This is a genomic window from Pseudomonas sp. NA-150, assembly GCF_044336365.1.
Classification (GTDB): domain Bacteria; phylum Pseudomonadota; class Gammaproteobacteria; order Pseudomonadales; family Pseudomonadaceae; genus Aquipseudomonas.
Genome location: NZ_CP172305.1, coordinates 228,087 through 247,737, shown reverse-complemented (window position 1 = coordinate 247,737; position 19,651 = coordinate 228,087). Strand labels below are relative to the sequence as shown.

The window sequence follows — 19,651 nt, the reverse complement described above, 5'->3', positions numbered from 1 at the left end:
GACTCCGACGTTCAGTGGACAGAATAAGGTCTGGGCCAGCAAACGCTGGCCCAGCGGCGTGCATCAGGCCGACGTGGCGTCGTAGAACATTTCGCTGCTTTTCTGTTCGACCAGTGCTTGCTCGATAGCGGCCTGGTGAACTTCGTCAGCGTGCTCCTGCCCGGCTTCCGGCTTGATGCCCAGACGCGAGAACAGCTGCATGTCCTTGTCCGCCTGCGGGTTGGCGGTGGTCAGCAGTTTGTCGCCGTAGAAAATCGAGTTGGCGCCGGCGAAGAATGCCAGGGCCTGCATTTGCTCGTTCATCGCTTCACGGCCCGCAGACAGGCGCACGTGGGATTCCGGCATCATGATGCGCGCCACGGCCAGCATGCGGATGAAGTCGAACGGGTCGATGTCTTCGGCGTTTTCCAGCGGGGTGCCAGCCACTTTGACCAGCATGTTGATCGGCACCGATTCCGGGTGCTCTGGCAGGTTGGCCAGCTGGATCAGCAGACCGGCGCGGTCGTCCAGGCTCTCGCCCATGCCAAGGATGCCACCGGAGCAGATTTTCATCCCCGACTCACGCACGTACGCCAGCGTTTGCAGACGCTCGCCGTAGGTACGGGTGGTGATGATGCTGCCGTAGAACTCCGGCGAGGTGTCGAGGTTGTGGTTGTAGTAGTCGAGGCCCGCATCGGCCAGCGCAGCGGTTTGATCCTGATCGAGGCGACCGAGGGTCATGCAGGTCTCCAGGCCCATGGCTTTCACGCCTTTGACCATTTCCAGCACGTACGGCATGTCTTTAGCCGAAGGATGCTTCCAGGCAGCGCCCATGCAGAAGCGGGTCGAGCCGATGGACTTGGCGCGCGCGGCTTCCTCCAGGACTTTCTGCACTTCCAGCAGCTTTTCTTTTTCCAGGCCGGTGTTGTAGTGACCGGACTGCGGGCAGTACTTGCAGTCTTCAGGACAGGCACCGGTCTTGATCGACAGCAGGGTCGACACTTGCACGCGGTTGGCATCGAAGTGGGCGCGGTGCACGGTCTGCGCCTGAAACAACAGGTCATTGAACGGCTGTACGAACAGCGCTTTGACCTCGGGTAAAGTCCAGTCGTGACGCAGAGTGGCGGTGATGCTGGCGCTCATGGGTGGCTCCTTATTTGTTCTTTGTTTGCGCCTGTGGGGCTGGTCTACACACAAAGCCCACAGTCACTACACGGATGTTCGGCATATTTAAGGAAGAGCCATGCGCTGTCAACCACAGAGCTCGCATCAGGTTTACATCTGGTTAAAAAACAAACAAACATGCTTGTTATGCGACGAAATGACAGATGCCGCGGTGCCCATCTGCACCGACTGCGAGGCCGATCTACCCTGGCTCCGCGATCAATGTGAACGCTGCGCGCTACCACTGCCGATGTCGGGGCTGACCTGCGGACAATGTCTGCGGCAATCACCCACGTTCAACGACGTTGTCGTGCCATGGCGTTACGACTTCCCTATCGACACGTTGGTCACACGCTTCAAGCATCAAGGCAAGTGGCCAATGGGCCGATTGCTCGCGGAACTGCTCGGGCAATTACTGCAAAACCGCTTCGCCGACGGCCTGCAACGCCCGGATTGCCTGCTGCCGGTGCCTCTGGCTCGCAAACGCCTGCGCCAACGGGGTTACAACCAATCGGAAATGCTCGGCCGTTGGCTGACGGCGCAACTGGGCATACCGATGGACGATCACTTGCTGCTCCGTGTACTGGAAACCCTGGCCCAGCAAGGGCTGGATGCCAAGGCCCGGCAACGCAACCTGCGCAAGGCGTTCGCCTTGGCTGAGGGGGCTCAAGTGGCGGGGAGGCATTTCGCGTTGATCGATGATGTGTTGACCACCGGCGCCACGGCCAATGCGCTGGCTGGGATATTGAAGAAAGCAGGCGCCCGGCGGGTGGATATTTACTGTTTGGCGCGTACACCGAAGCCATCCGATTGATCCGAAATCGACATCATTCGTGTAGGACCTTTCGAGCAGAACACGGCCGCTTCGTAGCCGATCACAGCCTTCGGCAGCGCCTACAAGTGGTTTGCCGCCAGAATTGCCTTACACTCCAAACCTCACCACCAAGCCTGAACATCATGCCCCTACCCCTTCTGCTTACCCAGCACATGGTCCGCCGCCCGCAGCGGATTGCCTTGCTTCAGCACATCGCCGAGCAGGGTTCGATTACCCGTGCGGCGAAGAGTGCCGGCTTGAGTTACAAGGCGGCCTGGGATGCCATCGACGAACTGAACAACATGGCACAGCGACCGTTGGTCGAGCGCAGTGTCGGTGGGCGGGGCGGTGGTGGCGCGCAGCTGTCGGCGGAAGGCGAGCGAGTGCTGCGTCTTTATCAACGCTTGCAAGCCCTGCAGGCGCAGGTGCTGGAAGCCACCGAAGAAAGTGCCGACCTGGGCCTGCTCAGTCGCTTGATGCTGCGCACCAGTGCTCGCAATCAACTGCACGGGCAAGTTGAGAGCATCACTCGCCAGAGCCACAACGACCTGATTCGCCTGCACTTGGCGGGTGATCTGTTCATCGATGCGCAAATCACCCATGACAGCACCCTCAGGCTGGAGCTGGAAATCGGCACCGACGTTGTCGCCTTGATCAAGGCCAGTTGGTTGGATGTGTTCGCAGTTGATCAACCGGTGGCGCCCGGGCACAACAGTTTGTCCGGGGTTATCGAGAACGTGCTCGACGCTGACGACGGCCCGAGCGAAGTGCGCATCACCCTGCCCAACGGCCAGACCTTGTGCTCGCTGGTCGGGCCTTCCCATTTGCTGGCGTTGCAGTTGAAGAAAGGCAGCCCGGTGCAGGTGCAGTTCGCGCCGTCCTACGTCTTGCTCGGCACTCCTTTGTAGGAGCGGGCTTGCCCGCGATGGCGGCATTCCTGACACTCCGCGTCAAACGGATCGCGGGCAAGCCCGCTCCTACAAACTAATTTCCCCCGCGTTGCGTTACCATGACTGGCCCGACGCGGCAGCCTGCTGCGCGCAGGAGTCAGCATGGCCCACCCGTTTGCAACACTCACACCTGATCTCGTGCTGGATGCTGTCGAAAGCATCGGTTTTCTCAGTGACGCCCGCATTCTTGCGCTCAACAGCTACGAAAACCGCGTGTACCAGGTCGGTATCGAAGACGGCCAGCCGCTGATCGCCAAGTTCTACCGGCCGCAGCGCTGGACCAATGAAGCCATCCTTGAAGAACACAGCTTTACCCAGGAACTGACCGAGGTCGAAGTGCCCGTAGTCGCGCCGATGGTGCACAACGGCCAAACCCTGCACGAACACGCCGGTTTCCGCTTCACCCTGTTCCCACGTCGCGGCGGCCGGGCGCCGGAGCCTGGCAATCTGGACCAATTGTATCGCCTCGGCCAACTCCTCGGTCGCCTGCACGCTGTCGGTGCAACCCGCCCGTTCGAGCACCGCGAAGCGCTGGGCGTACAGAATTTCGGCCATAACTCGCTGAAGTTCCTGCTGGAAAACAACTGCATTCCGCGCAGCCTGCTGCCGGCCTACGAGTCAGTCGCCCGCGATCTGCTGAAACGCGTCGAAGACGTATACGCCGCCACGCCGCATAAAAACATCCGCATGCACGGCGATTGCCACCCCGGCAACATGATGGCGCGTGATGAGATGTTCCACATCGTCGACCTCGACGACTGCCGCATGGGGCCGGCGGTGCAGGATATCTGGATGATGCTGGCCGGCGACCGCCAGGATTGCCTGAGTCAGTTGTCAGAGTTGATGGACGGCTACAACGAATTCCACGACTTCGACCCGCGAGAACTGGCACTGATCGAACCGTTGCGCGCGCTGCGTTTGATGCATTACAGCGCCTGGCTGGCCCGACGTTGGGATGACCCGGCATTCCCGCACAGCTTTCCTTGGTTTGGCACCGAGCGTTACTGGGGGGACCAGATCCTCGCGTTGCGTGAGCAACTCTCGGCGCTCAACGAAGAACCTTTGAAGTTGTTTTAACCTTTAAGTCCGGAGCAGACCCGCGCGGGCTGCCCCGGCTTATCACGAAACCGCGTAATAATTAGCTGCCTAAGGAACATGCATGCAAGCCGCCAACCCGCGACGCGGGTACACCCTCGGCCTTACGGCCTACATCAGTTGGGGCCTGTTTCCGCTCTACTTCAAACTCCTTTCTACTGTGCCCTCCGTGGAAATCATCGTCCACCGCGTGCTGTGGTCGGCGTTGTGCGGCTCCCTGTTGCTGCTGGTGTGGAAACATCCTGGCTGGTGGAGCGAACTGCGCAACAACCCACGCCGCCTGGCCACGCTGGCCCTCAGCGGTTCGCTGATCGCCGCCAACTGGCTGGTGTATGTGTGGGCTGTGAATAACGGGCGCATGGTGGAAGCCAGCCTGGGTTATTACATCAACCCGCTGGTGAACGTATTGCTGGGCATGTTGCTGTTGCGCGAGCGCTTGCGCCCATTGCAGTGGGCGGCCGTCGCCCTCGCAGCCATCGGCGTTGCACAACAGGTGTGGCATGTTGGCAGTCTGCCGTGGGTATCGCTGGTGTTGGCGTTGACCTTCGGTTTCTACGGCTTGATTCGCAAGAAAGCGCCGGTCGCGGCACTGCCCGGGCTGGTGGTGGAAACCTGGATGCTAGTGCCGTTGGCCGTTGGCTGGCTATTGCTCAACCCGGCAGCAGTGAGTGAGCAGTCCAGTTTCTGGACCACGTCCCAAGCCTGGTGGTTGGCCGCCGCCGGCCCGATCACGGTGATGCCGTTGATTTGCTTCAACGCGGCGGCGCGGCATTTGCCCTACACCACCTTGGGTTTCCTGCAATACATTGCCCCGACACTGGTGCTGTCGCTGGCAGTGCTGGTCTATGGTGAAACCTTGCCCACCAGCACCTTGATAGCGTTCGGGTTTATCTGGACGGGATTGGTGGTGTACAGCGCGGACATCTGGCTGCGCTCGCGGCGAATTAAATGATCAAAAAATGATCAGCACCCTGCAAGCCGCCGCCACTGTGGCTTGCAGCGTTCGCTCCAGAGGTTATCCACAGCCTCGTTCACGCTATTTGTGTACAAGCCATTGAAAGTGTTGGTTTTTTGATCAGCCTCCGCAAAGCCTTGGTGACCGTGGGCCGCAGCGCGGTCTCCCCAGGTTATCCACAGGCAAGTGCACGTATAACTTGGATAACCTGTTGCAGCCTTTGTCGCCTCACGTCTCGGCGCGCAGCACCAGATCGACCATCAAGTCATCCGCCAGGGTTTCCAGGCGCTTCTGCAATACGTCCAGCGATAGGGTCAGGGGCACCGCAAGCATCGCCTCGGCGTGAAACAGTGGCTCGCTGCTCATAGGGGCCGGCCTGACGTCGGTGATCAACCGCTCGACGTTCACCCCTTGTTCCGCCAGCAACCGCGTAATGTCTCGCACGATGCCCGGCCGGTCATTACCCACCAGTTCCATGGTGATCGGTTTCCAGGTGCAGGATTGCTCGATGCCACTCTCGGCAATCAGTACCCGAATGCCATGGGCGCTCAATGCCTGTAATGCGTCGATCAGTTCATGGTGAGCTTCGGCGGGCACCCCGACTCGCAAAATCCCGGCGAATTGCCCGGCCATTCTCGACATACGGCTTTCCAGCCAATTGCCACCATGCTCGGCAATGCATTGAGCGATGCGTTCGACCTGGCCAGGTTGATCAGGAGCAAATACGGTGATGACAAGATGGTCCATAGTCGATTCCTCTTCTTTTACATGAGCCCAGGCGCCGAAAAATCCGGCGTTTCCAGGTTGTCGGCCAAGTATAGGCAACGGCTGCGGATGCGCTTTGGCCGCGTGGCGGGCAAAGCTGAAAAACAAATCGTGTACTGTTTTTAGATTTATCTGGAACAATTGTCATATTTTTTGAGAACATCCTGTCCCCCAGAGTGACCAGTAGCCAAATCCTGGTCGCTCAGTGACGTATTTAGTCCGATTTTCACAACCGCGACTCATCATGTAGTATGCCGCGGCACGCACTACATAATGTCGAAATAGCTGAGCAGAGTGAGGCAAGCAATGACTGAACACGTTCAAGTCGGTGGCCTGCAGGTCGCCAAAGTCCTGTTCGACTTCGTAAATAACGAAGCCATCCCTGGAACCGGCCTCGACGCCGATACGTTCTGGGCCGGTGCAGACAAGGTCATTCATGAACTCGCGCCGAAAAACAAAGCCCTACTCGCCAAACGTGATGACTTCCAGGCCAAGATCGACGCCTGGCACCAATCGCACGCCGGCGTCGCCCATGACGCCGCGGCTTACAAAGCCTTCCTGCAAGAAATCGGTTACCTGCTGCCAGAAGCAGCCGACTTTCAGATAACGACGCAAAACGTCGACGACGAAGTCGCCCGAATGGCTGGCCCACAATTGGTGGTGCCGGTGATGAATGCTCGTTTCGCCCTCAACGCCTCGAATGCACGCTGGGGTTCGCTGTACGACGCCCTGTACGGCACCGATGCCATCAGCGAAGCCGACGGCGCGGAAAAAGGCAAAGGCTACAACAAGGTTCGCGGCGACAAGGTCATCGCCTTCGCCCGCGCCTTCCTCGACGAAGCTGCGCCCTTGGCTGCTGGCGCCCACGTCGATTCCGTTGGCTACAAGATCGTCGACGGCAAGCTGGTCGTCGCCCTGAAAGGCGGCGGCAACAGCGGCCTGAAGGACGACGCGCAGCTGATCGGCTTCCACGGTCAGGCATCGGCACCGACTGCCGTGCTGTTGAAGCACAACGGCCTGCATTTCGAAATCCAGGTCGACGCCTCCAGCCCCATCGGCCAAACCGATGCTGCGGGCGTCAAAGACGTGCTGATGGAAGCTGCGTTGACCACGATTATGGACTGCGAAGACTCCATCGCTGCGGTCGACGCGGACGACAAAGTTGTGGTTTACCGCAACTGGCTGGGCCTGATGAAGGGCGACTTGGCCGAACAAGTGTCCAAAGGCGGCGAAACCTTTACCCGCACCATGAACGCCGATCGCAGCTACACCGCGCCTGACGGTGGCGAAGTCAGCCTGCACGGCCGTTCGTTGCTGTTTGTGCGAAACGTCGGTCACCTGATGACCATCGACGCGATTCTCGATAAAAACGGCAATGAAGTGCCCGAAGGCATTCTCGACGGTCTGATCACCAGCCTTGCGGCGATCCACAGCCTCAATGGCAAAAGCCTGCGCAAGAACAGCCGCACCGGTTCGGTCTACATCGTTAAACCGAAGATGCACGGCCCGGAAGAAGCAGCGTTCACCAACGAGCTGTTCGGGCGCATCGAAGACCTGCTGAACCTGCCGCGCAACACGCTGAAAGTCGGGATCATGGACGAAGAGCGCCGCACCACGGTCAACCTCAAGGCCTGCATCAAGGCGGCGAGCGAGCGTGTGGTGTTCATCAACACCGGTTTCCTCGACCGCACGGGCGACGAAATTCACACCTCGATGGAAGCCGGCCCGGTCGTGCGTAAAGCACAGATGAAAGCCGAGAAATGGATTGGCGCCTACGAAAACTGGAACGTTGATATCGGTTTGAGCTGTGGCCTGCAAGGTCGTGCGCAGATTGGTAAAGGCATGTGGGCGATGCCCGACCTGATGGCCGCGATGCTCGAACAGAAAATCGCCCACCCACTGGCCGGCGCCAACACCGCTTGGGTCCCGTCGCCGACCGCCGCTGCGTTGCACGCGCTGCATTACCACAAGGTCGACGTGTTCGCCCGCCAGGCTGAACTGGCCAAACGCGCGCGCGCCTCGGTCGATGACATCCTGACCATTCCGTTGGCACCCAACACCCACTGGACGCCTGAAGAGATCCAGAACGAACTGGATAACAACTCACAGGGCATCCTCGGCTACGTGGTGCGCTGGATCGACCAGGGTGTTGGCTGCTCGAAAGTGCCGGACATCAACGACATCGGCCTGATGGAAGACCGCGCCACCCTGCGGATTTCCAGCCAGCACATCGCCAACTGGCTGCGTCACGGCGTGGTCAATGAAGCGCAGGTACTGGAAAGCCTGAAGCGCATGGCGCCGGTGGTAGACCGCCAAAACGCCAACGACCCGCTGTATCGCCCGCTGGCGCCAAACTTCGATAGCAATATCGCGTTCCAGGCGGCGGTTGAACTGGTGATCGAAGGGACGAAGCAACCGAACGGGTATACCGAGCCGGTTCTGCATCGTCGTCGTCGTGAGTTCAAGGCGAAGAACGGGTTGTAATTCAGACCCGAGGGCGGTGTGCATTCGACGCACCGCCTGCCCTTGTAGGAGCTGCCGAAGGCTGCGATAAGGCCGGCACGGCCTTTAACCGAGTCACGGTCGATCGCAGCCTTCGGCAGCTCCTACATGGTTAGCCGACTATCCCCAACTCACGCCGCACCAACTCCAGCAATTTCTGGACATTGATCGGTTTGAGCAAGAAATCCACCACGCTCAGATGCATCGCCTCGATGGCGTCTTTCACATCCGCATCGCCAGAGATGATGATGATCGGCAACGCAGCCATCGGCGATTCGCGCACCTGGCGAATCAAATCCAGACCGCTGCACGGCGCCATGCGCAGGTCGGTGATCAACAGACCAATGGATTTACGGGTTTCCAGCAGGTTCATTGCGGAGCTGCCACTGGCTGCGGTCAGGCAACTGATGTCATTCAAGCTGAGGATTTCAGCCAGTGTTTCACGCGCATGCCTGTCGTCATCGACGATCAAGACGCGCTGGTGTGCTGAGACGTCGGGCGCTTGCATCGCCTCGTTGATCGCCTCTCGCTCTTCGTCACTCAAAATATCGACGTCAGACATACATGTCTCGTTTTTTCCTGGCCATAGCTAAGACAGCAGTTTGAACGGAGTTGCCGTGCGTTTCGTCGGTTTCTCAGGTCGACAATCATGCACCCTCCCTGTGCCAACCGAAGCGCGAATGTATTACACACAGTTGCACACTTTCCCACGACCCTAGACTTACGTCCAATGGGCACTGCGTTCTAAGCGGCCGACCATGGCTGTCCATAACAAATCAATAAAAACAGCTCGTCCAATAAGCGGTAAAAAGGTCATGAGTAAAGCGGATGCGTTCGCCCAGGCAGGCAAAACAGCGGTGTTGCAGAACATCCACGGCACCATGCAGTTTCTGCAAAAGTTTCCGCCGTTCAACCAGATGGAAAACGCCCACCTCGCGTACCTGGTCGAGCAATGCCAACTGCGTTTCTACGCCGATGGCGAGAGCATCATCAAGCCTGCCGACGGTCCAGTAGAACACTTCTATATCGTCAAACAGGGTCGGGTCGTCGGCGAGCGCACCTACCCGGCCAAGAGCGGCACCGAAACCACCTTCGAGATTTCCACCGGCGAGTGCTTCCCGCTGGCCGCGCTGTTGGGCGAACGCGCCACGCGTACCGAGCATCTTGCCGCGGAAGATACCTTCTGCCTGCAACTGAACAAGATGGCGTTCATCAAGCTGTTCGCCCTGTCCAGCACCTTCCGCGACTTCGCCCTGCGCGGGGTCAGCAGCCTGTTGGAACAGGTTAATCAGCAAGTTCAGCAACGCGCCGTAGAAACCCTGAGCACTCAATACTCGCTGAACACGCGGCTGGGCGAACTGGCGATGCGTCACCCGGTGACGTGCAGCCCGGACACCCCGTTGCGTGAAGCGGTCAAGCTGATGCACGACCAGCAAGTCGGCAGCATCGTAATCGTCGATGAGCAAAAAGCGCCGCTGGGGATTTTCACCCTGCGCGATTTACGTCAGGTGGTGGCCGATAACAGTGCCGATTTCGGTCTGCCCATCGAAAGCCGGATGATCCAGGCGCCGTTCTCCCTGACGCCAGACCACAGCGCCTTCGACGCGGCGATTGCCATGACCGAACGCCATATCGCCCACGTTTGCCTGGTGAAAAACCAGCGCCTGTGCGGTGTGGTTTCAGAGCGCGATCTGTTTTCCTTGCAACGCGTCGACCTCGTGCATCTGGCGCGAACCATCCGCAATGCGCCGCGTATTGAAAACCTGGCGAACCTGCGCGGTGAAATCGTGCAACTGGTCGATCGCATGCTGGCCCACGGTGCTTCCTCGACGCAAATTACCCAGATCATCACCCTGCTCAACGATCACACCGTGTGCCGGGTCATCGAACTGACGCTGAAAGAGAAGGGCGACCCCGGTGTACCGTTCAGTTGGCTGTGCTTCGGCAGCGAAGGCCGGCGCGAACAGACGCTGCATACCGATCAGGACAACGGCATCCTGTTCGAAGCCAAAGACGCAGCGGAAGCGGCGACGATCCGCAACCTGCTGCTGCCCATAGCGCAACAGATCAACCAGGGGCTGGCGCAGTGCGGCTTCACCTTGTGCAAAGGCAACATCATGGCCGGCAACCCGGATCTGTGCCTGTCCCGCGCCGAATGGGCACGACGTTTTTCGGCGTTTATTCGCGAAGCCACGCCGGAGAACCTGCTGGCGTCGAGCATTTATTTCGACTTGCGGGTGGTGTGGGGCGATGAACACAGCGCAGACCAGTTGCGCCGCGGGATACTCGATCAAGTCGCCGACAACCGCCTGTTCCAACGCATGATGGCCGACAACGCGTTGCGCCAACGTCCGCCCGTGGGACGCTTCCGCGAATTTGTGCTGCCGCGCAAGGGCAGCGAAAAAGCCACGCTGGACTTGAAGGTTCAGGGCCTGACGCCCTTCGTCGATGGTGCTCGTCTGCTGGCGCTGGCCAACGGCATCGAGGCCAACAATACCCTGGAACGCCTGCGCCAACTGGTCGATAAAGAAGTCATCGAGCCGCTGGACGGCGCGGCTTATGAAGAGGCTTATCACTTCATCCAGCAAACCCGCATGCAGCAGCACCAACTGCAGAGCCGACAAAACCTGCCGTATTCCAACCGGGTAGACCCGGAACTTCTCAACCATCTGGACCGGCGAATCCTGCGCGAATCCTTGCGCCAGGCCCAACGCCTGCAAAGCAGCCTGACCTTACGCTATCAGCTATGAATCTATTTTCCTGGTTACGTCGCCCCGCGCCGAAGCTCAATGCCCGCCAACAACAGCGCCTGGAGCAACTGGCACCGCGGCCCGTTTTCAATGAAAGCCCGTTGCGCCAACACCGCTGGGTGGTGCTGGATCTGGAGACCAGCGGCCTGAATATGAATCGCGATCAGGTGCTTTCAATTGGCGCAGTGGTGATCGAAGACGGCGCCATCGATTTCAGTCAACAGTTCGAACGCACGCTGCTACGGCCAGACCACAAACTCAATCCCAGCGTATTGATTCACGGCCTCGGCCCCAGCGCGATTGCCGCTGGCAGCGAACCGGTGGAGGCCCTGCTGGATTTGATGGAGTTCGTCGGCAACAGTCCGCTGCTGGCGTTCCATGCGCAGTTCGACCAGCACATGCTTGGTCGCGCGCTGAAGGACAGCCTGGGTTATCGCTTGCACCACCCGTTCTTCGATGTGGCCGAGCTGGCGCCAATGCTGTGCCCTGACGCCAACATTCGTCAGGCCGGGCTGGATGACTGGACGCGGTTTTTCGGCTTGCAGGCGGGCGAGCGACACAACGCCAGCGCCGATGCGTTGGTCACGGCCGAGCTGGCGTTGATCCTGTTCAGCCACGCCCGTCGCCAAAAGATCGACAGCCCTGCCCTCCTGGAGCAAAGCCTGGGCAAATGGCGCCGGCGACAGCAGTCGCATTCTTTCTAGAGGCACCGCATCAAACCCTTCGCAGCGGTGCGGCGACCCGACAGGCCTCCTTCCACAGACCCTGTGTCAGGCACAAATTTACTGTAGGAGCTGCCGCAGGCTGCGAACAATAGCCATCGCGAAGGTCGTTCCGACCTTATCGCAGCCTTCGGCAGCTCCTACAAAATTGGGGGCAACCGTAGATTTTTGTCCAGCCACAAATTTCTGTGAGCCAACTTGTTGGCGAAGACCATCTATCAGTCGACCCACAACACGCCCACCTGCCAGCAAACAGGGCACCACCCGATGAGTGGCCAATTGCGCCTTAAGCTGTGCTCTGACACAATCGCGAATAATTCTCGTTAGTTACAAAATATTTTCCGGGGCCGTCTGTGTCTTCAGTCCAAAGCACTCAAACCGAGCTGGTTGGCGCGCTGTATCGCGACCATCGCGGCTGGCTGCTGTCTTGGCTGAAACGCAACGTCGCCTGCCCGCATCGCGCCGAAGACCTGAGCCAGGACACCTTCATGCGCCTGCTCGGTCGCGCTGAGCTGAAAGCGCCGAACGAACCCCGTGCCTTTCTCGTCGCCGTCGCCAAAGGCTTGCTGTTCGACTATTTCCGTCGGGCCGCGCTGGAACAGGCGTATCTGAACGAGCTGATGCTGGTCCCTGAGGACGAACAGCCGTCACCGGAAGAACAGCAACTGATCCTCGAAGACCTCAAAGCCATTGATCGCCTGCTGAGCAAGCTCTCCAGCAAGGCGCGTGCGGCCTTTCTTTTTAACCGCCTCGACGGCATGACCCACGCTGAAATTGCTGAGAGCCTCGGCGTTTCGGTGCCCCGCGTGCGGCAGTACCTGGCGCAGGGCATTCGCCAGTGCTACGTCGCGCTGTATGGCGAACCGGCATGAGTCGTCTTAACACCAGACCGGTTTCCTCTCGCGTACTGGACGCGGCCATCGCCTGGCAGCTATGCCTCGGTGCCGATGACTGCAATGGCGATGCGGAGCGTACCGAGTTCAACGCGTGGTACGCCGCCAGTGAAGAACACGCCCGCGCCTGGATGCAGTTGGGCATGCTCGATCAACGCTTTGCCATTGCCCCGGGACCTGCCCGGGTCGCCTTGATGCAATCGCCTGCCGGTGTACGTCGCAAAATACGCAGCCTCGGGGGCGGCGTTGCCAGCGTGTTGCTGGTCTGCGGGTTGAGCCTGTTTGCTGGCCACCGCTACCTGCCGATCGACTACTGGATGGCCGATCAGCGCACGGCCACCGGCGAGCAACGCACCGTTCGCCTGGCCGACAACACCCTGATCCGTCTGAACACCCACAGTGCGATGGATGTGCGATTCGACGACAAACAGCGTCGGGTGATTCTTCAGGAAGGCGAAATTCTGGTGGAGACCGGCAGCCACGACGACCCACGCCCATTCATCGTGGAAACCAGCGAAGGTCGCCTGCATGCGCTGGGCACCCGCTTTCTGGTCAAGCGAGAAGACGACGGCACGCTGCTGAGCGTCTTGCAGTCGGCAGTGGCGGCGCGTCCGAAGCACAGTGAAGATGAACAAATTCTGCATGAAGGTCATCAAATGCTGATGCACCGCGACAGCCTGGGGCCAATGCTTGCTCTTAGCCCCGGTGCCGACGCCTGGACACGCGGGATGCTGGTCGTGGAGAACGCGCGACTGGAAGATCTGGTCAGTGAGCTGGGGCGCTATCGCCAAGGTCACCTCGGTGTGGCGCCTGAAATCGCCGATCTACGCATTACCGGCAGCTTTCCCCTGAACAACACCGACCTGGCGCTCAAGTCTTTGCTGCCGACCCTCCCGGTGCAGATCGAACAGCACACCAAATGGTGGGTCACGGTGGTCGCGGACAATGACAAACCTCCGTCGGCTATCCCTGCAAAACTCTGATTAATTCGTATTCCCTCCCCTGAATAAAAACTATTTTCAATTAGACCTATCACTTTTTGCATTTCGTTCGGCACATAGGCATTGAGAACAATTTTCATTCAGGAACCGCCTTAATGTCCCGTTCGCTCCACACCCTGATGCGCCCTAGCCTTCTGGCCTTGTCCATCGCCCTGACCCTGCCGTTGGCCAGCACTCAAACGGTTGCCGCTGAACAAGCGTCGACCGTTCGGGCGTACAACCTGCCTGCCGGTTCCTTGTCGACCACTCTGAACCAAATTGCCAGCCAGTCCGGTCTGGCGCTGTCGCTGGACCCTTCGCTGGCTGCTGGCCGCACTTCGGCGCCGGTCCAGGGTCAATTCGATGCCACAGGCGCTCTGCGTCAGGCGCTGCGTGGCACGGGTCTGCAATTGGTCCAGAGCAGCGCGGGCACCTTCAGTGTGATAGCAGTACCCGACAGTGTTGTAGCACTGCCGGAAACCAGCATTCAGGGCAGGAGTGACACCGAGACCGCGTGGGGCCCGGTCAGCGGCTATACCGCAACCCGCACTGCCGCCGGCACCAAAACCGATACACCGATCCTGGAAACGCCTCGCTCGATTTCGGTAGTGACTCGCCAGCAGATGGAAGATCGCGCCGTACAGAATCTCGACGACGCCCTGCGTTACACCCCCGGCGTGATTGCCAGCAGCTACGGCAGCGACACTCGCGCCGACTGGCTGCGCGTACGCGGCTTCGTACCGACTCAGTTTCTCGACGGCCTGCCGCTGCCGGCCGGTTCGTTCGCTAACCCGAAAATCGAAACCTGGGACCTGGAACGCGTCGCCCTGCTGCGCGGCCCGTCTTCTTCGGTCTACGGCCAGACCCCGCCAGGCGGCATGCTCGACATGGTCAGTCGTCGTCCGGATGCCGAAGACAGCCATGAAGTGCAGCTGAAGATCGGCAGCAACCAGCGTAAGCAGATCAGCTTCGACAGCACCGGCAAGATCGACGATGACGGCAAGTTCCTCTATCGCATCGACGGCGTCGTGCGGGATGGCAACACCCCCATCGACCACATCGACGACAAGCGCTACAACATCGCGCCAAGCCTGACCTGGAACATCGATCCCGACACACACCTGACGTTCCTGAGTCAGTTCACCCATGACGATACCGGCGTCAGCAGCCAATTCCTGCCGTTGAATGGCACCAAGCTCTCGTCGCCAGTCGGCAACATCTCGCACCACACAGACCTTGGCGAACCGAACGCGGATTACTACCACCGCGAGTACTACGCGCTGGGCTACGCCTTTGATCATCGCTTCAACGACGTGTGGCAGTTCCATCAAAACGTGCGTTACACGAAGAGCGATCTGGAATTCCACACCACATACTCGAGCTATGCCGCAGGCGCTCTGGCATCGGATGGCACTCTGAAGCGGATCTACGACAAAGTTGATGAAGACATCAGCCAATTCGCGATGGATAACAACTTCCAGGCTGACTTCGACACCGGACCGGTCAAGCACACCGTGCTGTTGGGCGCAGACGTCCAGCATTCCAACACCAACTACCACTGGATCGAAGGTGATGCACCGAGCATCAACGTGAGCAACCCGATCTATGGCCAGCCGTATCCGGGCACTAACACTTTCACCTTCGATAACTACAACCAGAAAACCACGCAGACAGGTGTCTACGCACAGGATCAGATGGCGCTGGACAAGTGGCGCCTGACCCTGGGTGGTCGTGAGGACTGGGTCCATACCGGCACCGAGTTTCACAACTTCGACGACGCGACCCACACCGAGCGCGACAGCAAGTTCAGCGGCAACGCTGGCATTAGCTACGTGTTCGACACCGGCATCACGCCGTACGTCTCCTACGCCGAGTCGTTCCAGCCAACGTCGGGCGCAGCGGTCAGCACCACCGAGTCGTTCAAACCGACTTCCGGCAAGCAATACGAAGTGGGCGTGAAGTATCAGCCACCCGGCAGCAAAACCCTGCTGACTGCCGCAGCCTTTGACCTGCGTCAGCAGAACGTTTCGGTGACTCAGGGCAACGTCACCCGCCAGGTCGGCGAAGTGAAAGTACACGGCCTGGAACTGGAAGCGACGTCCGACGTTACCAACAACCTGAAGCTGGTGGGTTCTTACACCTACACAGACACCGATACCGTCAAAGGCCCAAGCGATGGCAGCCGTCTGAAACTGGTCCCGCGCAACGCTGCGTCGGGCTGGGCTGATTACACCTGGCACAATGGCCTGCTCGATGGCTTCGGCATGGGCGCAGGCGTACGTTATGTCGGCGACACCTACGGCAACGTACCGAACACAGAAAGTGGCCACGTCGGCTCGTACACGATCTACGACGCCGCCGTGCACTACGACCTCAGCCGCCTGAGCAACAGCCTGGCGGGCGTATCGGTTGCAGTGAACGCCAACAACCTGTTCAACAAAGACTACATCTCGACGTGCGACGGTTTCTGGTGCTACTACGGCGACGAACGCAACGTGCTGGCGAGCGTTAACTACAAGTGGTAACTGTCCGGCGCCAAGCCTGACCGTGTAACAGGGCCACTTACTGCAAGTGGCCCTTCGCTTTTGGAAAAAACATGAAAAGCCAAACCATCCGTCGCTGGTCATTCGTCCACACCTGGACCAGCCTGATCTGCACGCTGTTCCTGCTGATGTTGGCGGTGACCGGGCTGCCATTGATTTTTCATCACGAAATCGATCATCTGCTGGGCAATACCCCCGAATTCAAAACGATGCCGGCCAACACGCCGCCTCTGGACCTGCAAAAACTGGTCGCTGCCGCCGAGGCCCATCGGCCGGGCGAGGTCATGCAATATTTCGGTTGGGACGAGGATACTCCCGACGCCGTGACCACCATCATGGCTGCCACTGCCGGCACCGAGCCGAACGCTTCGCACACCTTCCTGCTCGACGCACGCACCGGGGAAGCCTACGAGCAACCTGCGGCCAACGGCGGTTTCACCATGATCATGCTGCGCCTGCACACCGACATGTATGCCGGGCCGTGGGGCATGTTGTTCCTCGGCTCCATGGGCGTGATGTTCGTGATCGCCATCGTGTCCGGCGTGGTGCTGTATGCGCCATTCATGCGCCGCTTGAAGTTCGCCACCGTGCGCCCGGACAAATCCACCCGCGTGCGCTGGCTCGACCTGCATAACCTGATCGGCGTCGTCACCCTGACCTGGGCGCTGGTGGTGGGTGTGACGGGTGTGATCAACGCCTGCGCCGACTTGGTGATCGCCGCTTGGCGCAACGACAGCCTCGCCGCGATGATCGCGCCCTACCGCGACGCCCCGCCGCTGCAGCAACGGGCGCCTGCCACTCATTTGCTGGACATCGCCGAAGCCGCCGTGCCCGGCATGGCCGCCGACTTCATTGCCTTCCCCGGCACCCGTTTTTCCAGCGAACACCACTACGCAGTGTTCATGAAAGGCGCCACTCACCTGACTTCGCACCTGCTGACCCCGGTACTGATCGACGCCAGTAATCTGCAAGTCACCGCCATCGTCGAACGCCCGTGGTACATGGACGCGATGGGCATGTCGCAACCGCTGCACTTCGGTGACTACGGCGGCATGCCGATGAAAGTGCTGTGGGCCGCGCTCGACGTACTGACCATCATCGTTCTCGGCAGCGGTCTGTACCTGTGGTGGGTTCGCCGTCGTGCCGCTGCATCGGTGGGAGCCGCGCGGGGGGAGTTGGCGGGATGAAGGTTACACATACGAGCAACTGGAGCGTATTCGCCCAACCGATCTGGATTGGCCTGCTGATGGCGGCCGGGCTTTTCGCCGCGCTGTTGGGCGACGGCTGGTGGGATACGTTGTCGTGGCTTGGAATGGGGCTTCCGGCGTTTTTAAGTGTGCGCGGGTTGTTGACGAGGCGTGGGGAAATTCGGCAGCGTTCGACGATTGCAGACCGCCCCACGGCTGATTAGTCTAGGCGCCTGTCTCGTCCGAGGTTCTTCCATGTCTACCCCCAGCATGACGCTGTTTTACAACACTGCCTCGCCATTCGCCCGCAAGGTTCTGGTGATGCTGCACGAGACCGGGCAATTTGATCAGGTGGCCTTGCAGCAAACGCTGGTGACGCCGGTGAACCCGGTTCCCGAACTGAACGACGCCAACCCGGCAGGCAAATTGCCGGCGCTGCGTCTGGCGGATGGATCGATGATCCATGACAGTCGGGTGATTCTGGATTACCTCGACCACCAGCATGCCGGTACGCCACTGATTCCACGGGATGGCGCGGCGCGATGGGCACGCTTGACCCTGGCATCGTTGGCGGATGCGTTGCTCGATGCGGCGTTGCTGATTCGCTACGAAACCTTCCTGCGCCCGGCAGAGAAACATTGGGATCTGTGGCTGGAAAACCAGGCAGAGAAAATCCAGCGCTCGCTGGCTTATTTCGAACAGCATGCCGCAGCGGATTTGTCTGCGCAGTTCGATGTGGCCGCGATCAGCGTCGCCGCAGCCTTGGGTTATCTGGATTTCCGTCAGCCGAATTTGAACTGGCGTGAGCGTTATCCACAGCTGGCGGAGTGGTATGCGGTGGTGAGTCAACGTCCGTCGATGCTGAGTACCCAGCCGCCGGTTTGACGCCGAGGATCACACATCACCTGTAGGCGTTGCCGAAGGTTGCGATCGGCCAGGAACTGGTCGTAGTGGCTGAGCATTTTGAAGGTCCTGAGGACCTTATTGCAGCCTTCGGCAGCTCCTACAGGGTTTTATGGTCTTGCAGTCGCTGTTCAACACTCAGGCTGGTCTGCCGTATAACGCCGAGCCGGGTTGATCGCCGCGCCGAACTCACGCAGTGCTTTGGCGCCGATCAACAGCGGGTAGTTGAAGCTGCTGCGGTTGGTCAGGTTGACCTCGACAGTGCGTTTGACATTGCCCAGGCACAGTTCCAGATTGACCACCGGGCGTTGGGTCGTGTCGGCGCTGTCCTCTTCGTCTTCATCAGCGCGAGCCTTGATCCGGCTGATCCGCGCAACCTTATGTTCGTAGACCTTGTCGCTGGCGTCCTTGGTCGCCAGGCGGAAGCGCACCCAGTCTTCGCCGTCGCGCTTGAACAGCTCGATGTCTTTGGCCGACAGCGAGGCCGTCAGCGCACCCGTGTCCATCTTGCCCTTCAGAACTTGGCCGATTTCCGGCAGCCCTATGTATTCGTAGCGACCATATAACGTTGGCTCGGCGGCCATCACGGGCAGGGCCAGCAGGGACAACAAGGCCAGGATCGTTTTCACGTAAGGGATTCCTCTAGAGGGATGAAGCCTGCAAGCGACGCCTGATTTAGATCATCAGCTTTGATTGGATTGGCCAGTGCCAAGCGCCGCCAGCATAAACATTTCCGTGTGAAACATCCGTAAACAGTCGACAGGAAAAGAACCACCGCATCGCCGCCTTGCGCGACGATGCGTCAAACCTCGGCGTCAATCGGCTGAATCAGCCGCCAACACCCCAGATACCGCCCAGGCTTTTCAGCACTGAACCACTGGCGCCCTGCTTGCCCAGATAGTCGATGATCACCGGGGCAAACTGGCCAACCATGCCACTGTCCATACCCAGTTTGCTGAACGCCGAATTCACGTCGCCCATGCTTTTCACGTTGCCCAGCGCACCGGTAGCTGCCGAACCGGAGCCCCCCAGCATGCCGCTCAGAGCACCTGCACCGGACAATTGGTCCAGACCCGGAACGGACTTGGTCAGCGACGAATAATCACCGCTGCTCAGTTGGTTCTTGGCCAGCCCCATCAGGGCGCCGGTGCCGCCGACGGCCTGGGTCGGCGTCACGTTGAGCTGGGAACCCAAGGTCCCGAGCAGGCCCGACGCTTGTGGCGTGGTCGCTGCGCTGCCGCTACCACCGGTTGCAGCGGAAACAGCGCCAGCGGCGTCGTTCAGGTTAAAGGCGAAGACCGGGCTTGCTGCGACGGTCATGAAAGTAGCCAGGGCAACAGCGCGTGAAAGCTTCATTGAAACAACTCCTTGATCCATGGACCCGGCCTGACGCCGGTAGAAAACTGCCGATTTTGACCGCGTAAACGGTCTGAATGTTCCCTGACAGCC

At 59.7% G+C, this 19,651-nt stretch carries 18 protein-coding genes; 13 read left to right on the top strand and 5 right to left on the bottom strand.

What is annotated here, in order from left to right; genetic code table 11:
• Positions 1-63: 63 nt before the first annotated feature.
• Positions 64-1,122, bottom strand: a complete 1,059-nt coding sequence (gene bioB, locus ACF0H7_RS01200) for a biotin synthase BioB (RefSeq protein WP_397451028.1) — start codon at positions 1,120-1,122, stop codon at positions 64-66.
• A gap of 100 nt (positions 1,123-1,222) precedes the next feature.
• On the opposite strand from bioB, the gene ACF0H7_RS01195 reads away from it, so the two are divergent.
• From ACF0H7_RS01195 to rarD, 4 genes are all read left to right on the top strand, one after another.
• Positions 1,223-1,957 carry a ComF family protein gene (locus ACF0H7_RS01195; protein ID WP_397451027.1) on the top strand — a complete coding sequence of 245 codons (735 nt, stop codon included), beginning with the start codon at positions 1,223-1,225 and terminating at the stop codon, positions 1,955-1,957.
• A 143-nt stretch (positions 1,958-2,100) separates the two neighbouring features.
• Positions 2,101-2,865 (top strand): TOBE domain-containing protein, encoded by a 765-nt coding sequence (locus ACF0H7_RS01190; protein ID WP_397451026.1) that lies wholly within the window; start codon positions 2,101-2,103, stop codon positions 2,863-2,865.
• Positions 2,866-3,009: 144 nt separating this feature from the next.
• Entirely contained in the window at positions 3,010-3,984 is a 975-nt protein-coding gene (locus ACF0H7_RS01185; protein ID WP_397451025.1) for a serine/threonine protein kinase, read from the top strand.
• A gap of 82 nt (positions 3,985-4,066) precedes the next feature.
• Positions 4,067-4,954 carry an EamA family transporter RarD gene (rarD, locus tag ACF0H7_RS01180; RefSeq protein WP_397451024.1) on the top strand — a complete coding sequence of 296 codons (888 nt, stop codon included), beginning with the start codon at positions 4,067-4,069 and terminating at the stop codon, positions 4,952-4,954.
• Between the two features lie 231 nt (positions 4,955-5,185).
• Here rarD and ACF0H7_RS01175 read toward each other — a convergent pair whose 3' ends face one another.
• Entirely contained in the window at positions 5,186-5,704 is a 519-nt protein-coding gene (locus ACF0H7_RS01175; RefSeq protein ID WP_397451023.1) for a glycine cleavage system protein R, read from the bottom strand.
• 324 nt (positions 5,705-6,028) lie between these two features.
• Here ACF0H7_RS01175 and ACF0H7_RS01170 point away from each other — a divergent pair, with 324 nt between their 5' ends.
• Positions 6,029-8,206: a malate synthase G gene (locus ACF0H7_RS01170; protein WP_397451022.1), complete on the top strand. Its 2,178-nt coding sequence runs from the start codon at positions 6,029-6,031 to the stop codon at positions 8,204-8,206.
• Positions 8,207-8,336: 130 nt separating this feature from the next.
• Here ACF0H7_RS01170 and ACF0H7_RS01165 read toward each other — a convergent pair whose 3' ends face one another.
• On the bottom strand, positions 8,337-8,786 hold the full coding sequence (locus ACF0H7_RS01165) for a response regulator (RefSeq protein WP_397451021.1): 450 nt from the start codon (positions 8,784-8,786) through the stop codon (positions 8,337-8,339).
• Positions 8,787-9,039: 253 nt separating this feature from the next.
• Between ACF0H7_RS01165 and ACF0H7_RS01160 the strand changes: the two genes are divergently transcribed.
• From ACF0H7_RS01160 to ACF0H7_RS01125, 8 genes are all read left to right on the top strand, one after another.
• A complete protein-coding gene (locus ACF0H7_RS01160; protein ID WP_397451020.1) occupies positions 9,040-10,974 on the top strand; it encodes a putative nucleotidyltransferase substrate binding domain-containing protein in 1,935 nt (644 codons plus the stop codon).
• Positions 10,971-11,678, top strand: coding sequence for a PolC-type DNA polymerase III (locus ACF0H7_RS01155; RefSeq protein ID WP_397451019.1), 708 nt, complete (start codon positions 10,971-10,973; stop codon positions 11,676-11,678). Before ACF0H7_RS01160 ends, ACF0H7_RS01155 begins: the two co-directional genes overlap by 4 nt.
• Before the next feature lie 371 nt (positions 11,679-12,049).
• Complete coding sequence (locus ACF0H7_RS01150) at positions 12,050-12,568, top strand: RNA polymerase sigma factor (protein WP_397451018.1); 519 nt, start codon at positions 12,050-12,052, stop codon at positions 12,566-12,568.
• Positions 12,565-13,572, top strand: coding sequence for a FecR domain-containing protein (locus ACF0H7_RS01145; protein ID WP_397451017.1), 1,008 nt, complete (start codon positions 12,565-12,567; stop codon positions 13,570-13,572). The genes ACF0H7_RS01150 and ACF0H7_RS01145 overlap by 4 nt, the downstream gene beginning before the upstream one ends.
• A gap of 113 nt (positions 13,573-13,685) precedes the next feature.
• Complete coding sequence (locus ACF0H7_RS01140) at positions 13,686-16,094, top strand: TonB-dependent siderophore receptor (protein WP_397451016.1); 2,409 nt, start codon at positions 13,686-13,688, stop codon at positions 16,092-16,094.
• A gap of 71 nt (positions 16,095-16,165) precedes the next feature.
• A complete protein-coding gene (locus ACF0H7_RS01135; protein ID WP_397451015.1) occupies positions 16,166-17,299 on the top strand; it encodes a PepSY-associated TM helix domain-containing protein in 1,134 nt (377 codons plus the stop codon).
• Positions 17,296-17,523, top strand: a complete 228-nt coding sequence (locus tag ACF0H7_RS01130; protein WP_397451014.1) for a hypothetical protein — start codon at positions 17,296-17,298, stop codon at positions 17,521-17,523. The genes ACF0H7_RS01135 and ACF0H7_RS01130 overlap by 4 nt, the downstream gene beginning before the upstream one ends.
• Positions 17,524-17,554: 31 nt before the next feature.
• A complete protein-coding gene (locus ACF0H7_RS01125) occupies positions 17,555-18,184 on the top strand; it encodes a glutathione S-transferase family protein (protein WP_397451013.1) in 630 nt (209 codons plus the stop codon).
• A 149-nt stretch (positions 18,185-18,333) separates the two neighbouring features.
• On the opposite strand, the gene ACF0H7_RS01120 is transcribed toward ACF0H7_RS01125, so the two are convergent.
• Together ACF0H7_RS01120 and ACF0H7_RS01115 are read right to left on the bottom strand one after the other, a co-directional pair.
• Positions 18,334-18,831, bottom strand: a complete 498-nt coding sequence (locus ACF0H7_RS01120) for an ATP-dependent zinc protease (protein WP_397451012.1) — start codon at positions 18,829-18,831, stop codon at positions 18,334-18,336.
• 199 nt (positions 18,832-19,030) lie between these two features.
• The gene (locus ACF0H7_RS01115; protein WP_397451011.1) at positions 19,031-19,558 is read right to left on the bottom strand and encodes a DUF2780 domain-containing protein; all 528 of its coding nucleotides are present in this window, start codon (positions 19,556-19,558) and stop codon (positions 19,031-19,033) included.
• Positions 19,559-19,651: the final 93 nt, after the last annotated feature.

Excerpts from the sequence above, each read along its gene's own strand:
- bioB (WP_397451028.1), bottom strand. The coding sequence starts at position 1,122 with ATGAGCGCCAGCATCACCGCCACTCTGCGTCACGACTGGACTTTACCC.
- ACF0H7_RS01155 (WP_397451019.1), top strand. The coding sequence starts at position 10,971 with ATGAATCTATTTTCCTGGTTACGTCGCCCCGCGCCGAAGCTCAATGCC.
- ACF0H7_RS01140 (WP_397451016.1), top strand. The coding sequence starts at position 13,686 with ATGTCCCGTTCGCTCCACACCCTGATGCGCCCTAGCCTTCTGGCCTTG.
- ACF0H7_RS01115 (WP_397451011.1), bottom strand. The coding sequence starts at position 19,558 with ATGAAGCTTTCACGCGCTGTTGCCCTGGCTACTTTCATGACCGTCGCA.
- ACF0H7_RS01145 (WP_397451017.1), top strand. The coding sequence starts at position 12,565 with ATGAGTCGTCTTAACACCAGACCGGTTTCCTCTCGCGTACTGGACGCG.
- ACF0H7_RS01125 (WP_397451013.1), top strand. The coding sequence starts at position 17,555 with ATGTCTACCCCCAGCATGACGCTGTTTTACAACACTGCCTCGCCATTC.
- rarD (WP_397451024.1), top strand. The coding sequence starts at position 4,067 with ATGCAAGCCGCCAACCCGCGACGCGGGTACACCCTCGGCCTTACGGCC.
- ACF0H7_RS01195 (WP_397451027.1), top strand. The coding sequence starts at position 1,223 with ATGCGCTGTCAACCACAGAGCTCGCATCAGGTTTACATCTGGTTAAAA.
- ACF0H7_RS01175 (WP_397451023.1), bottom strand. The coding sequence starts at position 5,704 with ATGGACCATCTTGTCATCACCGTATTTGCTCCTGATCAACCTGGCCAG.
- ACF0H7_RS01130 (WP_397451014.1), top strand. The coding sequence starts at position 17,296 with ATGAAGGTTACACATACGAGCAACTGGAGCGTATTCGCCCAACCGATC.
- ACF0H7_RS01170 (WP_397451022.1), top strand. The coding sequence starts at position 6,029 with ATGACTGAACACGTTCAAGTCGGTGGCCTGCAGGTCGCCAAAGTCCTG.
- ACF0H7_RS01160 (WP_397451020.1), top strand. The coding sequence starts at position 9,040 with ATGAGTAAAGCGGATGCGTTCGCCCAGGCAGGCAAAACAGCGGTGTTG.
- ACF0H7_RS01185 (WP_397451025.1), top strand. The coding sequence starts at position 3,010 with ATGGCCCACCCGTTTGCAACACTCACACCTGATCTCGTGCTGGATGCT.
- ACF0H7_RS01135 (WP_397451015.1), top strand. The coding sequence starts at position 16,166 with ATGAAAAGCCAAACCATCCGTCGCTGGTCATTCGTCCACACCTGGACC.
- ACF0H7_RS01165 (WP_397451021.1), bottom strand. The coding sequence starts at position 8,786 with ATGTCTGACGTCGATATTTTGAGTGACGAAGAGCGAGAGGCGATCAAC.
- ACF0H7_RS01190 (WP_397451026.1), top strand. The coding sequence starts at position 2,101 with ATGCCCCTACCCCTTCTGCTTACCCAGCACATGGTCCGCCGCCCGCAG.